The following is a 17020-nucleotide window of genomic DNA, read 5'->3' as shown; positions in this document are numbered from 1 at the left end:
TCCGTTTAGCAGACTGTCATGTCAGTTAACAGACTTAGCAGTCTGTCAGGTGCTCAGCCGAAGACATCCCATTACCGCGTGTAACGGGGCGCTGGGGTTGATGGTCTTGCGTGGCCAGCAGAGTTTTTAGCGCATCAAATTCACGTTTTAAACGGTCATGTGCCTGCGTTAAGGTTTCCAGTTCAGTCAATCGTTGGGCTAAGGTGGCCACCTGACTTTCGGTTTCGGTTAACTGGCTGGCGCAGTATTCAACGGCTTTATGGATGTCGTCAAAAGCACGATGGTTTTGTTGCTGTTCACGACTAAAAAGCCCCTTAACACGGGTAAGGAGTGATGGGCGATTGAGCGGCGTGTGGGTATCAACGGGGATATCCGCTTCGGTGAATTCAATCGCCGTCTCTTCGGCCGCGGTAAAGACGTTATGGGTTGCCTGCTTGCGGGTTGACAGGGCGGTTACGCCATGTTGGGTACTAAACTGCAACATACCGTTACCGAGACTGGCAGGATTGTCAGTGACCGCAAGGCCAATTAAATAGGCACTGCCGGTGTCGGCAAAACTGGGGTTAATTTCAACCGACGTGTAGACTTTTTGCCGGCGCTGATTCATTTCAATCAGTTCATCGGTGGGAGACAGTACGCCGTAAAGGGCCAGTTTACCGGCTAAGGGGCCGTCTTGAATTTCTTCGGTATACACCGACTCGACATCCCCAAAGCGGGGCATCCATGCGTAGTTCCAGTGCTCCATATTAATCCGCGCGCCAAAAAGTGTCGGGTCATAATTATTGGCGATTTCCGTTAGCCACTCGCGTTGTACCTGGCGGCCATCCGTCGTGGCCCCTTCGACACATAAACGCACCGGTTTGGTTTTTTTCGTCATCAGGCAAACTCCCCATTCCTCTCGGCGTTAAATCAATAAAAAAGTGAGCCTATGTTTTCGCGATGTGACGTGAGAAACAATCACCGGCCATTGTACCGGTGATGACACAATGGCCGGCTACAGCGGGTCATATTACTATCGATTACGCTGGCGGCATGAAAAATGTTGATAGTGACCCACGTCAAAAAGCCATGCACCTGTACTTTAACGGGTATCGGGTGGCGCATATTGCAGAGACGCTCGGAGAATCCCTGACAACAATTTATAGCTGGAAACAGCGGGATAAATGGGACGAAAAAACGCCATTTGAGCGGGTTGAACTGAGTGTTGAAGCCCGACTTTGTACCTTAATTAGCAAAGAAAACAAAGACGGCAAAGATTTTAAAGAAATTGACCTGCTTTATCGTCAGTTAGAGCGCCATGCCCGTATTAATAAATATCAACAGAGCGGCAATGAGGTTGATTTAAATCCGAAATTAGCCAACCGAAACAAAGGACAACGTCGTCCGCCTGAAAAAAACGTATTTAGCGAGGAAGCGATTGAAAAATTAGGACAGATTTTTCATGAAAATATGTTCGCATATCAAAAAGTCTGGTACGACGCTGGCCTTAAATATCGTATTCGTGACATTCTTAAATCACGCCAGATTGGGGCCACCTACTATTTTTCCCGTGAAGCGCTGATAGATGCGTTGACCACTGCGCGTAATCAGATTTTTTTGTCGGCCAGTAAAGCACAAGCCCACGTTTTTAAGGGTTACATCATTGATATGGCTCGCGAGGTGGATGTTGATCTCAAAGGCGACCCCATTGTGTTACCCAATGGTGCAACCCTCTATTTTTTAGGCACCAATGCCCGCACCGCACAAAGCTACCACGGTAACCTCTACATTGATGAGTACTTCTGGATACAGAAATTTCAGGAATTGCGTAAAGTGGCCAGCGGGATGGCGATGCACAAAAAATGGCGCCAAACTTACTTTTCAACGCCTTCAAGCCTGACTCACAGCGCATACCCATTCTGGTCTGGAAAACTGTTTAACCGAGGACGATCTAAAGCTAATCGCGTTGACATTGATATCAGCCACGCGGCGTTATTGTCCGGTAAATTATGTGCTGATGGTCAGTGGCGGCAAATTGTCACTATCGAGGATGCGATAAAAGGTGGTTGTGATTTATTTGATATCCATCAATTGCGATTGGAATACAGCCCTGATGAGTATCAAAACTTATTGATGTGTGAGTTTGTCGATGATATTGCCTCGATTTTCTCATTGTCATTGATGCAGTCATGTCTGGTCGATAGCTGGGAAGTGTGGGACGATGTTCAGCCGATGATGACACGCCCCTATGCGTATTATCCGGTCTGGATAGGTTATGACCCCGCTAAAGGCAGCCAAAATGGCGATAGTGCCGGTTGTGTGGTGATAGCCCCGCCGAAAACATCAGGCGGTAAATTCCGGATTCTGGAGCACCATCAATGGCGCGGGCTGGATTTTCGCGCGCAGGCGAATGCCATTAAAGCGCTGACCGAACGCTATAACGTGCAATATATCGGAATTGATTCGACCGGTATTGGCCATGGGGTATTACAAAATGTGCGGGAGTTTTTTCCGGCGGCCCGTGAATTTGTTTATAACCCGGCGCTAAAAAATGCTTTAGTACTGAAAGCCTGGGATGTCATTAGCCATCACCGACTGGAATATGACGCCGGCAGCCATGATATCACCCGCGCTTTTATGGCCATTCGCCGTTCCACCACCGCCAGCGGCAATCAACCCACCTATGAAGCTTGCCGCAGTGAAGAAGCCAGCCACGCCGATTTAGCCTGGGCGACCATGCATGCTCTGTATCATGAACCTATTACCGGTGAGAACCGTCTTCACCGTAATCTTGTTGAGGTTTTTTAATATGCGACGTAAACCGAAAAAACAACAGAAAATGACCAGAAATAACCCCAATAATGCGATGGAAGCGTTTACGTTTGGTGAGCCTGTCCCTGTCCTTGACCGCCGGGAGATTTTTGATTATTTAACTTGTCTGTTAACCGATAACTACTATGAGCCGCCGGTCAGTTTTGAGGGGCTGTCACGTCTTTTTCGGGCAGCGCCGCATCATAGCAGTGCAATTTATGTGAAACGCAATATTCTGACCAGTACCTTTATCCCCCATCCGTTATTAAGCCGGCAGGATTTTGACCGTTTTGCGCTGGATTTTTTACTGTTTGGCAATGCTTATCTGGAGTGCAGGCACAATGCCCTGAAACAGCCACGAGCGCTTAAAACCATCCCGGCCAAATTTACCCGCCGAGGTGAAGATTTAGTCACCTACTGGCAGGTAGAGTACGGCGAGGATTGTCAACCCTATCCGTTTCCAGTCGGTCAGGTTTTTCACCTGATTGAACCCGATGTTAATCAGGAAATCTACGGCCTGCCAGAATATTTAGCGGCCCTGGCGTCGGTGTTGCTCAATGAAGCCTCAACCCTTTTTCGCCGTAAATATTATCTTAATGGCTCACATGCCGGTTATATCCTCTATGTCAGTGACCAGGTGCAAAGCCCGCAGGATATGGACAATATACGAAAAGCGATGAAAAGCAGTAAAGGGCCAGGTAATTTTCGCAATCTGTTTTTATATGCACCAGGCGGCAAAAAAGACGGGATACAAGCAATCCCCTTATCCGAAGCGACCGCCAAAGATGAATTTTTAAACATTAAAAATGTCAGCCGGGACGATATGTTAGCGGCCCATCGTGTGCCCCCACAATTAATGGGCATTATTCCCGGTAATGTCGGGGGTTTTGGTGACGTGGAAAAGGCGGCGAAAGTCTTTGTGCGCAATGAGTTGTTGCCGCTGCAAAGCAAAATGAAACAGCTTAATGAATGGCTGGGTAAAGAAGTGATGCGTTTTGCAGAATATTCGTTAGGTGATGAATAAGGTGGGGATAATAAGGGTGAATGTTAATGATATTCATTTAGTTAATGCCGATGCGCTCAGCTACATCAAAACCCTGCCGGAAGATTGTATTGATTTAATTGTCACCGACCCGCCGTATTTTCGGGTCAAAGATTATTGCCCGTGGGATAATCAGTGGGACAGCGTTAGCGATTATTTAGGGTGGCTGGATGCGCTATTATCGCAATTTTGGCGGGTGTTAAAACATAATGGCAGTTTGTATCTGTTTTGTGGTCATCGATTAGCCGCCGATATTGAGCGATTAGTGCGTGAGCGGTTTAAGGTATTAAATCATATTATCTGGGCCAAACCCTCCGGAAAATGGCGAAAGAGTCATAAAGCCAGTTTGCGCTGTTATTTTCCGGCGACCGAGCGGATTCTCTTTGCTGAACATTATCAAGCACTTTATCAGGCTAAAACCAGTGACTATATTAGCCGGTGCCGGCAGTTAAAAAATAATGTCTTTGCCCCCTTGATTGAATATTTCAAACAGGCCAAGCAAGCATTAGCCATCAGCGCTAAACAAATTGAACAGGCCACTGGTAAACAAATGACCAGCCATTGGTTTGGTTACAGTCAGTGGCAATTGCCGTGTGAAGACGATTATCACAAGTTGCAGCGGTTGTTTGAACGGGTCGCTTCAAAAAATCATCTCAGTAATCCCCTTAGCCGCGAATATCCGAAACTCATCAGTGAGCATCATCTTCTTAAGATTAAGTATCATGAACTCATCGCCCAATATCAGTTAGTAAGGCGTTATTTTTCGGTTACCGCTGAGGTGAAATATACGGACGTATGGGATTTTTCGCCAGTGTCATATTACCCGGGTAAACATCCCTGTGAAAAACCGGCGGCAATGCTGGAGCATATTATTAACAGCAGTAGTCGTGAGGGGGATTTAGTGGCTGACTTCTTTATGGGATCAGGGTCAACGATTAAAGCAGCGTTAAAACTTAACCGACGATGTTTAGGTGTTGAACTGGAACAAAAATGGTTTGAACAAATAAAACAGAAGATAGAACGATTACGAATATGAAGGTAATACCATTTTAACTGATAAAATTGAATAGTAATTCATTTTCATCTGCTTGTTATAAAGAAATAGATTTTCAATAACAAATTAAGAAATTATTTGATATCCCGATAAATTACTTTGTGTAGTTATAATTATAATGTTTTTTTCTTCGATATAAATGTTAATGATTATATCGTTAGGCGACAAGTTGTTGTTTTTGAAGATTTAAAATTACTACACCATAACTTTGTTACCTATTGAATAATGTTATTAGTTTGATATTCGCGCTGACGAGAGTTCTGGTATAGTTGAGAGGGCACTAAGACGTCTATGAATATAAGCAATATTAGCTGGATAGTTCTGTGCATGCACACCTAAGGCGTCAATAATTTCTTGATTATAGGTTTTTTCTTTATCTATACTGCCGGCAACTCTCCATACTAGTGAGCTGCTTAATAACACATCAAATAACTCTTCAAATCTGCTCTCAAGTAGAAGAGCTTTCCATAAGAGAACATGGCATCGGTTAAAAAGCCAATCCATTCTTTGGATGAATAAGTATTTGTAACATGCTATCAAACTCCTAATATCATTGCTATTTATATGCGTGATATTAGCATCTGATAGGATAACCTCGATTTTTTTTAGTGTAGCACGCACCATAGTATAATTTGATTTTTCGGATGACAGGACTGTTGATATATATTGCTGAGTTGAAGAGGGATCTAATACAGCTAAATCAAGGCTAATATTGTTGGCTATTGTAATATTGTTATGGTTCCGTGCTTTTTTTTCTAATCTGCGTAATTTTTCGACTTTTTCTGTTCCGTAAAATTTTTTTTCAAGGATAATACTTTCTGAAAGAAAACGTCTGTATGTGTTTTTTTTAGACGTTTTTCTTATATTCTTAGCCATAGTAAACGCTTTTTCTTTATTACAATGAGAATATGCCAATAGAAGGCCTGAAGACATACTTTCATATAGAGAACGATTGTAATAACGGTTTTCAGGAGTGTAAGTAGAAAGCGTTTGTTCTAGTATATCAATTGCTTCTTTTTCACGATCAAGCATACGCATGCTTTCAGTAAGATAATTAATTAACCGATAGTAGGACAGGTTTTTTTCTTCAGAAAAGTATAAAAGTACTTCATTAACAAACGAAATGGCTTCTTTGTATCGGCACTTACGCTCAAGGAAAAAGGCATATGATATCGCAGCGTCATAATATATTTTTAAATCTTTTTTATCGATAGGGTTTTTCAGGGCGTCAATAATTAGGAGATGTGCGTTTCCTGGTTGGAAGTCAATGTTATCAAGTAGTATTTGTGTGGTTCTTGATATAGTAACACGATGGTTAAACCAGATATCACCGGATACCATTTTAATTGCTTCTAGTCTTATTTTTTTGAGAGTAACTTTATCAATTTTACTTCTGACATAATCTTTGATGATGGGATCAATCCTGTTTACTCTAAAATTTTTTAGATGCGCTATTTCGACTGAGTGAGTAAGTCCATTATTTACTAATCTCAGAAAGTCATCGAGTTTGAATTTATGAGAACTGAATTGTTTCATAATATTTTTAGGTTCTTCCCCACATTCAAGAACGCAAAGTACTTGAAGTAAGGAATATACGCGCTTGTTTTCCTCGCTTTCAGCTTTGGATAGCTCTGATATGAAGTTAAGCAACCTTTTGGGTATGCTATCTATCAGTAGATCTGATTCACTGTATAGTTCTTCTCTTGGGGTGTTCAGAACATGAGAGACGGAGGTTATAGAAAAATGTTCTTTAAGTTTATCAAGTTTAGTTGGTAGACCTGATGATATTCGAGTAATTTGTTCAAGCTCGTCTGGAGTAAGCTGAGATGACAAATGGTGACAAAGGTACTCATTAACATCTGCCAAATTTAGTGGGTGAAGCTCAACTGTCCTATTCGTCAAGTTAAGCTCACGATTCGTAAAAAATATACCTTTCAAACCCTCTTCATAATCCTTTAAGATACTGATTATTTCGTTGAAATATTGAATGATTTCTGGATTAGGTTCAGTGATATTATCAAAGAAAATAACTGTAAGTTTATTGGTATCCCTAGTCGCAACAAGAGTGGTGAAGTCTAAGCCAATATCTCTGATAAAACGATCAGAAACCTCATTTTTGTTTTGAATATCTGAGCAATCCAAATGAAGTGCAGTATATTCTGGGTCTTCATCCATGAGGAAGGATGCTGAAAATTCAAACTTGCCGTAACCCAATCCGCTGACCAGTGTAAAACTACCATCAGTCCTTAGGTATTCGCGAGCCTTTTCTTGTTCTCTTAAACGAATCCTGTTATGAGAAGGGTCGAAGGTGATAGGGAATTCTTTCAACATAATAACGTTGGTTTTTTGCGGTGGATTGTAAATATCAGACAAACTAATTAATGGTACTACTCCATCAGGCTTAACAGAAGATACTTTTTCGATAACATTTATATCTTCGATCATGTTCATATTAACGCCGTGTGCTCTTCTGTTAACTTCTTCAAAAATATTTCGGCAATTTACACCTTTATAAGCATGAAAACGTGAGAGTACTTGAGCAGGGAGCAAAGCCGAAAAAAAAGCACTGTTATCTTTATTTATTTCTTGCTCATTGTCGGAGAAGTAAGCCCATCTAATATTATATTTTCCTTTCTTTTCATTGACCATTTCTTTTAAAGTCTGATTAATAATATCATCCCATCCACCATAACCAATAATGTAAAGCTTGCGGTGTCCAAGTGTTCTTTTCAAACTGGCGATAATTTCGTCTCGATTAGCTGTAAGCTGGTCGGGAGTATGCATCGTGTCACTGTCAAAATAACCATGGAGATGAATGACATTTATACGGACATTATTATGGCTGGTGCTACTATCAAATGATAGATCCTCAGTTAGCACAATTCTGTTTATATCAAGATGTCTATCACTATTTACTGCTTCTAGGGATTCTTCAATAAATGGATCGAAATTGGTTGTTAGAATATCTCTAACCTTAAGCGCATCGGAGAATACTAGTTTTGCAAAATCTAGGCATGTTTTGGGTAAAATCCACTTACCTTCGCTGTTTTTAGCTCGGTTGACCGCCAATTGCAAAATTTCTTTAACATCTTCTTGAGTACAAACCGCTAGCAAAAATTCAAAAGCTGCTTGATAATTTGTTAATTCGTTGTTTTCTCTGATATATTCATCTAATCCATCAATATCAAATTTAGATAAATAGTTCCTTATTATATCAACCATTTCATCAGTTGAAGGCATGCCTATTCCAGTATCGGGTAAACTGATTGCTGAACCAAATAAGAAACAGACCTCTTCTCTTTTTCTAATATCCATAAGGAGAGATTGAACAAGCATATCATAATTGTGTATCTTCAATGTGAATGTTTCCTAATAGGTTAGAGTTATTAAAAGTAATAGCGGTAAGTCGGCTTCTATATAGCTTTAATATCAGTAGATATTATATTTCACTTGTCAGAGAGGCTATCTTAGTTACTATAATGACTCTGAAATGCTTACGGTTTTTTTAACTCAGCTAAAAAATAACCGCTAAACCTTGAAAGAATAAGTTTTTAATAAAAAAAGAATTTTTATAAATAGCATTATTTTTTAATAAATAGTTATACAACTATTTCGTGTTAATTTTCCTTTCTAAGCCTTATCTTGCTGGTCATCTGGCGTTTTTTTTTTGTTTCATGACGGAAATATTTATTTTCTTATTGTTTTTTATCTGGATAAAAATTGAGTTTTTACGGTTAATTTGCCATTTCTTGACATAGATTATTAAAGACTGCACTAAGATCAGGTTTATTTGCTTCGAGTTCATCTCTTAATGTAGTTAATCCCAACTTTAATATTTCATTAATAGCATCATTTTTATTATTATTTGTTATATGTGTATATGCTGAAAGTAATATGTGATTAAAATTGTTAAGACGCACAGTCATTTGAATGGAGTCATTTTTATCATTAGTACTACGAGGAAATTGCATCAAAGATATACAACGGCTAAGTGAATCAGATTTTTTATTTTCCATATAAACACCTTAGTATGAGTAGGAAGATGCTTCATTATTCAATAACATTCTTATTGAGTCAAATTGAATCTTTATAATTTTATTTGTGTCAATATAGAAACATTAAAATGTAATATTTTAAAAAATATCCACAAATCGCAGTCATAGCCCCGCCACGCCTGCTCACTAAATGTAGCGTTTTCTACGCACTATTAAAACCCTCTTGAGCCTAGACGATATATGGCTTAGATCACAAAAAATAAGGGTAAAAAAATTACGCAAATTTACGCAAAATTATACACTTTTAGACACCGCTTTACTCGTAAGCGTAAATGTGAAAAATTATGTTAAATGAAGGAATAAAAAACAGGCTTAAAATGATGATTTTGCAGGCAGGTAAGGTCAGATACAAAAAAAGCAAAAAATAAACGTACGATAATCAAATCCTGTGCGTTTTTGCCAACATCTCAAATAACGAGGTTACGATTATCAGTATAGTCTATTTTTTATGATAACCTAATGCGTCGTTGTTACACAGGAATCCTATCCCGATGAGTAAAAAATTCACCCAAACTCCCCACGATGCTGTTTTCAAACAGTTCTTAAGCGAAAAAGAAACGGCTAAAGATTTTTTTAATATTTGGTTGCCTGGTGATATTAAAGCACGGTGTGATTTAGACACGCTCCACCCGGAATCGGGCTCTTTTATTGACGAAAATATGAAGAATTATCAAAGTGATATCCTTTATTCGGTCAAAACCAAAAAAGGCGCGGGTTATCTTTATTGTGTTATCGAGCACCAGTCAACCCCTGACAAACTCATCGCTTGGCGTCTGATGAGATACAGTATGGCCGCAATGCAAAAACATCTGGAAAATGGTCACAAAAAATTGCCAATAGTATTCCCGATCCTTTTTTATGCGGGCGAGAAAAGTCCTCACCCGCATAGTACCTATTGGCTGGACTGTTTTAGCGATAGGAAACTTGCTGAAAAAATTTATACTCAACCGTTCAGATTAGTTGATGTGACAACGCTCGACGATGGACAAATTATGCAACACCGCCGTATGGCTTTACTTACGTTAATTCAGAAACACATTCGACGGCGGGATATGTCAGAATTATTGCACGAAATTGCTAAATTGTTGTCGTATGATTATTATACAGAAAAACAGGTGGTAACGGTGATAAATTACCTGATTCAAGAAGGTAACGCCAAAGATCCGATAGCGTTTATCACGGATATTGCCAAAAAATCAAATAAATATGAGGGGGCACTGATGACGATTGCTCAACAAATTGAAGAAATTGGCATGCAAAAAGGTATGCAAAAAGGTATGCAAAAAGGAAAACTTGAAGGTCTGCGGGAAGGCGAAAGACTGGCGGCCTTTAAGATAGCCCGCCAGTTGCTTGAAAATGGTGTTGATAGAGAAACCGTAAAACTGTCTACCGGTCTTTCTGATAGTGATATGGCGCAGTTATATCAGGATTGATGTCCAATAGCACCTTTGACACCGAAAGCGAGCAATATCCATTTACGGTTATCTTAGATAGATTTTTTAATTTTGAATAAAAGCCACGAAATAAGTCAATTCTGATTTTTTGTGGCTTTTATGCTAATAACTCACTGATTTTAAAAGATAACCCGCCAAATCACGCTGCAGTCTCGTTACGTTCAAATTTCATTGTTGATCACCTTTTTCCAGATTGCAGAAAGGTATTTAGCCTGATGTTTTGCATCCGCTAATGCGTTATGTTGAATGCCCTCAAAAGGCATATGGCGTTTGGAGTCGAAATTGAGACAGCGACCAAACTCTACTGCGGTTCTGACATCTCTGTCGTTGAACCACCGCCACGGCACAGAGAAGCCAAAACGTTCATAGGTTGAACGCAAAATAATATTGTCGAAGGTTGCCCCATTACCCCAAACTTTTAGCGTATCGGGTACACTGGATAGGGTAATAAAACCGGAAAATCGATCGAGTGCCTGCTGAATACTGATCAGGCCGTCTTTGACGATTTCTCGCCTGGCTTCACTGGATTGGGTTAACCACCATTTTATCGTGTCGGCTTCTACGGTGGTTTCTTCGTGTTGAATGACTGAATTCAACTCAATGCGTTCGTAGAATTCATCACCCAATAACCCGCTTTCCGGGTCAAAAAATACGGCCCCAATGGAAACAATGGCGGCGGTTGGCCGGGTACCCATCGTTTCAAGATCAATCATTAAATGTGAAAATTTATTCATCTGTTTTCTCCCGTTTTTTCATTATGTTAGTCACTATCTCTGTACACCGTTTTTGATATTGCTGTTTTTGCGTGGTTTTTTTGGCTTTAACGACTTGTTTTCTTTTATTTTTCAGGGCATCCGATTCACTAAATCGTATCTGGTCACCGTCAAAAGTGAAGAGATGGCCCTCATCAGAAAGTGACATCCCTTTAATAAACATATCGATAAGTGGGTCTTCGGATAAACTCAGCCCCGCTTGCTGGATAAAATGCTTAATTTTGGGTCTTAACGCCGCCTCTTTTTCGGTCAGTTTTAGGCGGGAAATCGTTACCCGGGTTTTATCGGGCGGTAGAACATTCTCTCTGGCGCTCTCAGCGTCCGTTTTGGTAAAGGCAAAACCATATTCATGTAGATGATTTGTGAGGCGAGAAGCACGTTTAGGCTCGAAATAGCTCATATCTGATAAGGTGACTAAACCCCCATTTCTACAGTTATTGCCAGAACTCCGAGGCGCGCCGATGGCGCTTTTTAAAGGCTCCTCGTCCTCGCTAGCAGGGACTTTCTTTACTAATCGGTATTTGCGGCAACGGGTTTTAATCATCTCGGCGGTGGGGTTAAGTTGGGCATAAATGCCAACCACTTTTTGCACTTCTTCATCATAAGCGTTGAGCTGGTCGTTGGATTGGTAGGCAACGCGCAGGGTTTGTTGATTGCGTGGAGTGCAGGGGCCGCCTTGGGCTTGAATATAAGCAGCAAAATCACCTTCATCGGCTGCTTTTCTAACCTGTTCGGCGATTTCGCCTAATTTGTCGACAACGGATACGCTTCTTAAGCGGCGACATTCGCGGTAAACCCCTTTTGACGGGAGATTATAAAAATGAAATTGTGGAATACGCCAAGTTGACGCCCAGGTAGTGACGGCGGCGGCCATCTCAGTCAGTGGCTTGCCGGTTTCAAAGTCAACATCACCTTCTAGTGCATAACCGTCGATATTTTTAGCGATGTATTTAGCAATATAACCGACCGCACCGCCTTTATTCATATGCTTACATGTAAAGCGATGTTGCTGCGCACCTTTTTCGTCAGGCTCATCCGCCAGTGCTTTTTGGCGCATAATCTCAATCGCTTTGGCGCGACTAGTCTTATCGGTAAAAAGTAGCAAATGCCAGTGTGGGGTGGCGTCATGATGAGGCTCTACCACCCGGACACCATAAACATTGACTTCGTTGTCAGCGAAGGCAGCACGAATACGCGACCAAACTTTAACTAAATAGCGCTGGCCATCTTTCGGCGTAAAAGCTTCATTTTTCCATTTATGGTTAATCACGGCAATTTTGTTTTTACCGCGCTGGCGTAATTTGGTGGGGTGGTACTTGGACGGACAGGTAAGGGTGACAAACATGCCAATATCCTTGCGCTCCATCGCGACTTTTTCAATACCGGCCATTTGTGCCATGAGCTCCATCCGGCGGATTTCCGGGTTTGAAATACTGGCCATTACTTTGTCGATTAAATCGAAGCGTTCACCGCTGTCGATATCTTCGATTTGCATTGCTTGTAAATAGCGTAAATTCGCTAGTCGTTGTGACTTTACCGCGCGGATCGCCTGTTGACTGGCGTAAGGTTGGTTATTTTGACAAACCTGCATGGCGGCAATCATGAGCGATTCCAGCCATTTGGTACGGTGAGATTTAAGTTTATGCAGCCAATAGTCGCGACTAATCAAACGGGCAATCGCAGCATAGACTTTACGCAGCGGCATATTTTGCTGGCTATTGTACTGTTGCCGATTGCGCATAATTGCTTGATAAAATGGATAGTTTTCTGGATTGACATGTAAGGCGAGCGACAACTCGGCTAGTCGGCCATAAATAGTGGTTTGGTTAGCCTCATCGAAAATCACTGCCCGCTCACCGCCATGACTAGCAATGAGGTTATCGCACTGGCTTTCATAGAAGTTAAAAAAGCCGGCCGCAATTGAGGTGGCTAATTGTTTAAGCTTCTTATCATTCATAGTCGGTAACAGATTGAAATTACCGATATCAACGGTTTTGATAAAGGTAAGCGGCCATTGTTCTAATTGCATTTCATAACGTTGATTAACCGCCACTAACCGTGGCCAGATTTTTTGCTGAAAGGTGAAATAGAGGAAGTGATGAGCGGTATGTAAGCCTTTATCTTTAATTAACGTGTCGTAACGTTTTTGATAACGATAACGCAACATAGGAGGTAAAGAGGCGATATCTTTTAAAATCCTTTGCCCCTGAACGATCTGCTCACGGGTAAGCGGTCTTGGATAACAGACTGCTTGATGGCGTGGCTTATTCCACCAATATTGGAATTGCATATCGGCGGGATAAGTGACGGGTGAGACACTAAAATCGATTGTTCGATGTCTCATATTGGCGCACTGCCCAATGTTTTTGGAAAACGGGTAGCGTCGATATAAACGCCCACTTTGGGGTCGATAGTGTTCATTAGCGACTTCCCAGCACGGCAATAATTTCCTTTTGTGATGGTGATCCGATAAACTTCAGCGACCCTAGTGGCCATATCAGCGGCTGGGGATGGGCGAGTATTATTGTGGGTGGTATTGGTCTTCTACTGGCGCCGCTCACATTTGGCTTATCACTGAAATTTGGCGTAGGAGTTGCTTTAGGATTGACTGCCTTAGAAGCCGCTAGTGGAGCAACCGCCATTATTTCTGGTGCGCTGGAAGAAAAAAATCCTCAAGCTTCAGAGCAGTATGGCTGGGCCTCATTAGGGTTAGGTATACCTTCAGCCGCGATGGGAATATTTGCGTTGAGTAAAGGCATCGCGAAAGGTGTCGGGGCGATAAAAAATACCCGATTGACCTTAGGTGGCACGATGAGGCAAGTTGAGTTGTTAGCTGATGGCTTATATACCTTTAGCGATACTTATAAAAATGCTAACCGTCTTAATATTGTTTCTCATGGTCAAGCGATTGGTGAGGGTTCACTGCTCGTTGTCCCACAAAGAAACGGATGGAGAAATATGGATGTTGACGAATTAGTTCAGCTTTTAAAATCTCGCTATAATTTTGATGATTATAGTAATGTCAGAACAATAGCTTGCTACTCTGGGGTGGGCGGAGAAAATTCTTTTGGTTATCGACTTGGACAGGTGTTGAAAAAGGATGTAAAAAGCTATACAGCACCGGTAACGGGTAACTTTAAAGTAACGGGTACCCCTAAAAATCCAGGTATGACTGAGCTTTTTCGGGAGGCGGAGCGATCAAATCTTTATTATGCTTTACAAGAAAGATTTGCCGAGCGGCATATTTATAGGGTTGATAAAACTAACCCATATTCGAAGTTTAACATATTTAATCATAGAGCATTTAGATATGAACCCATCAAATTTAAATATTAAATATGATCAAAAATACTAAAAGACTCATATGATAAAATGTTATTTCATAAATTAATATTACTGGTTAACTGCCGTCTATTTGGTGCTGTTTTAATGAAACAGTACTAAATAGAATAAGTTATCATTAACTATGTTAGATTTGTTATTGTATAAAAGAACAACATGACTAAATCTTATTCGCTCTATTGAAAGGAACGGTTTACAATTGATCTACTGGTTCTAAATAGTATGGTTATAAATTAACAATTATTAGCAATTTAATTTTATATTATAAATAAAATTTATAAAGCTATTAAGAACGCAGTAAAAATATATTTTGTTAGTGGATGTATTTCATTGCTGTATTAAAGAAATAAGAATAATGGCGATGATAATTATTATCCCTAATATCAAGATATTGGCTTCTATTTCATCTGGTTTATTCTTATTAATAATAAACCATTATTTATAAACTATCTTACGTAGGTATAATAAATATTTTTCATTAGTTGAATCTATAACTTTTTTTGCAGCGATGCTTTTATTGTTATTTCAATAGCTTGTTTGATTGCGGGATTACCTTGTATTAGTATGGTACCGTTTTTATATAAATAGATGCTTACTCCCTGCGGTAGTTGATAACAAAAGCAATATCCTTTTGAGATTAGTTCTATTTTACTTAAACCACATTTAGCTAAAAAATTGCTGAAAGTATCAAAACTATATGGATATTTTAACATTGTTTTTACCTTTCTATAATATTATCTGGATATTATTTAATTTATAAAATATAAAAATTGTGATCTTTAATCAATATTATGATGATCAAATATTAATTTTATGTGCTCACTAAATAATATTAATCACTCGCGAACTAGAACTAATAAATAAAGTGATAATTAGTGAAAAAACTTATTCGTTTATTTATTTCGATATTATGGCATTATTGTTATTAATTTTGTCAGGATCTACTATATTTGGCTTTTTGTTGTATATCGACATTATTCAATAGTGAGAATTTGTATATAGAGTGAAAATAATTTTCTGTAGTTACTATTTAATAAAATAAAAAATTATAAACGGTGATACAAAATTAGCATTTATCACCGTAAACATTTCTATTATTAATAATACCATCGGAGGTAATTAAATTGTAAAGGCTAAGCGATGGTTATTTTTTTATTTAAATAAACATCTTGCACTGCATTAATAAGGGCAATACCTTCTTTCATCGATTTTTTAAATGCTTTTCTGCCAAGAATTAATCCCATACCACCGGCACGTTTATTGATCACGGCGGTACGAACCGACTCTTTTAGGTCATTTGCACCAGCAGCACCGCCGGAATTAATTAACCCAGCGCGACCCATATAGCAATTTGCTAATTGATATCTCACCAAATCAATCGGATGATCGGTTGTCAAATCGCTATATACTCGCTCATCGGTGTAACCAAAGCCAACAGCTTTGAAGCCACCGTTATTTTCTGCCATTTTTTGTTTAATAATGTCAGCGCCAATGGTTGCTGCTAAATGGTTTGCTTGGCCAGTAAGATCGGCACTAGTATGATAATCATTTTTTCCTTTTTGAAAGGCTGAATTGCGTAAATATGCCCATAGAACCGTCACCATCCCCAGTTCGTGGGCGCGTTCAAAGGCAGCGGAAATTTCTTCAATCTGGCGTCGAGACTCCAATGAACCATAGTAAATGGTCGCACCAACCGCAACCGCACCCATGGCAAAAGCTTGCTCAACACTGGCATAAAGCGTTTGATCATATTGAGTTGGATAACTGAGTGTTTCATTGTGATTCAGTTTTACTAAAAAAGGAATTTTATGCGCATAACGACGTGAAACTGCGGCTAAAACACCATAGGTAGAGGCGACGCAATTACATCCAGCTTCTATAGCCAGTTCAACAATATTTTTAGGATCGAAATAGAGTGGATTAGCTGCGAAAGAGGCCGCCGCTGAATGTTCGACGCCTTGATCTACTGGCAGTATTGAAAGATAGCCACTACCGGCGAGTCTGCCGTGATCAAAAAGGGTTTGCATTGAGCGTAAAACTGAGTTTGGGCGGTTATTATCTATCATAACGCGATCAATAAAATCGTTGCAGGGTAGGTATAATTTTTCTTGGGCGATGGTTTGGCAGCGATGTTGTAATAGACTGTCAGCTTCAGAGCCTAGCAGTGTCTCGATATCGGTCATGATTTACTCCCATTTATTGACGATGTGATTGATTGTTATCCATTATCGTTTGAAAAACAAGCTGCATTGCCTTAGTTAAGAGAGGTGGATCGCTTCAGTTTAATGTTAGTTTTCGCGTTGCTAGTTAAAGTGGTGTGCACTATTTTATTAATTATTTACTGTTGTTTTGCTTAACAATATTGGCTGGCAAAAGAGTAGAAATTTATCGGCTACAAAAAGAAAAAGCTAACTCAAGGGAGATTGAGTTAGCAAAGAAGGTGGTTCCTAGTCTTACTATTAATTTCTAGTTCTACATTTTTCGCTAACTATCTTATGATAATAAATATT

The 17020-nt window shown here is 40.0% G+C and carries 12 protein-coding genes; 5 read left to right on the top strand and 7 right to left on the bottom strand.

The window, feature by feature from the left end; all coding sequences use genetic code 11:
* Positions 1-34: 34 nt before the first annotated feature.
* Positions 35-877, bottom strand: a complete 843-nt coding sequence (locus tag QE177_RS08000; protein WP_280548553.1) for a GPO family capsid scaffolding protein — start codon at positions 875-877, stop codon at positions 35-37.
* A gap of 155 nt (positions 878-1032) precedes the next feature.
* Here QE177_RS08000 and QE177_RS07995 point away from each other — a divergent pair, with 155 nt between their 5' ends.
* The 3 genes from QE177_RS07995 to QE177_RS07985 are packed head-to-tail and all read left to right on the top strand — an operon-like array spanning position 1033 to position 4868.
* Positions 1033-2787, top strand: a complete 1755-nt coding sequence (locus QE177_RS07995) for a terminase ATPase subunit family protein (RefSeq protein WP_280552244.1) — start codon at positions 1033-1035, stop codon at positions 2785-2787.
* A gap of 1 nt (position 2788) precedes the next feature.
* Positions 2789-3814, top strand: coding sequence for a phage portal protein (locus QE177_RS07990; protein WP_280548551.1), 1026 nt, complete (start codon positions 2789-2791; stop codon positions 3812-3814).
* Entirely contained in the window at positions 3807-4868 is a 1062-nt protein-coding gene (locus QE177_RS07985; RefSeq protein ID WP_280552243.1) for a site-specific DNA-methyltransferase, read from the top strand. Before QE177_RS07990 ends, QE177_RS07985 begins: the two co-directional genes overlap by 8 nt.
* 249 nt (positions 4869-5117) lie before the next feature.
* On the opposite strand, the gene QE177_RS07980 is transcribed toward QE177_RS07985, so the two are convergent.
* Both QE177_RS07980 and QE177_RS07975 read right to left on the bottom strand, forming a co-directional pair.
* Positions 5118-8243, bottom strand: a complete 3126-nt coding sequence (locus QE177_RS07980) for an SIR2 family protein (RefSeq protein WP_280548549.1) — start codon at positions 8241-8243, stop codon at positions 5118-5120.
* A gap of 377 nt (positions 8244-8620) precedes the next feature.
* Positions 8621-8902: a hypothetical protein gene (locus tag QE177_RS07975; RefSeq protein ID WP_280548547.1), complete on the bottom strand. Its 282-nt coding sequence runs from the start codon at positions 8900-8902 to the stop codon at positions 8621-8623.
* Between the two features lie 530 nt (positions 8903-9432).
* Here QE177_RS07975 and QE177_RS07970 point away from each other — a divergent pair.
* A complete protein-coding gene (locus tag QE177_RS07970) occupies positions 9433-10374 on the top strand; it encodes an Rpn family recombination-promoting nuclease/putative transposase (RefSeq protein WP_280548546.1) in 942 nt (313 codons plus the stop codon).
* Between the two features lie 182 nt (positions 10375-10556).
* Here the strand turns inward: QE177_RS07970 and QE177_RS07965 are convergent, their stop codons facing one another.
* From QE177_RS07965 to QE177_RS07955, 3 genes are read right to left on the bottom strand one after another with little or no spacing between them, the layout of a single operon-like run.
* Entirely contained in the window at positions 10557-11129 is a 573-nt protein-coding gene (locus QE177_RS07965; protein WP_280548544.1) for a 3'-5' exonuclease, read from the bottom strand.
* Positions 11122-13512, bottom strand: coding sequence for a replication endonuclease (locus tag QE177_RS07960; protein WP_280548542.1), 2391 nt, complete (start codon positions 13510-13512; stop codon positions 11122-11124). The genes QE177_RS07965 and QE177_RS07960 overlap by 8 nt, the downstream gene beginning before the upstream one ends.
* Positions 13509-13664, bottom strand: a complete 156-nt coding sequence (locus QE177_RS07955) for a hypothetical protein (protein WP_280548540.1) — start codon at positions 13662-13664, stop codon at positions 13509-13511. The genes QE177_RS07960 and QE177_RS07955 overlap by 4 nt, the downstream gene beginning before the upstream one ends.
* Before the next feature lie 30 nt (positions 13665-13694).
* Here QE177_RS07955 and QE177_RS07950 point away from each other — a divergent pair, with 30 nt between their 5' ends.
* Positions 13695-14504: a hypothetical protein gene (locus tag QE177_RS07950; protein WP_280548538.1), complete on the top strand. Its 810-nt coding sequence runs from the start codon at positions 13695-13697 to the stop codon at positions 14502-14504.
* Positions 14505-15643: 1139 nt separating this feature from the next.
* On the opposite strand, the gene fbaB is transcribed toward QE177_RS07950, so the two are convergent.
* A complete protein-coding gene (gene fbaB, locus QE177_RS07945; protein WP_280548536.1) occupies positions 15644-16693 on the bottom strand; it encodes a class I fructose-bisphosphate aldolase in 1050 nt (349 codons plus the stop codon).
* Positions 16694-17020 lie beyond the last annotated feature (327 nt).

This window comes from Arsenophonus sp. aPb, assembly GCF_029873475.1.
Classification (GTDB): Bacteria; Pseudomonadota; Gammaproteobacteria; order Enterobacterales; family Enterobacteriaceae; genus Arsenophonus.
Note: the sequence above shows the minus strand (reverse complement) of the source record. Positions and strands in the feature narration are given on the sequence as shown.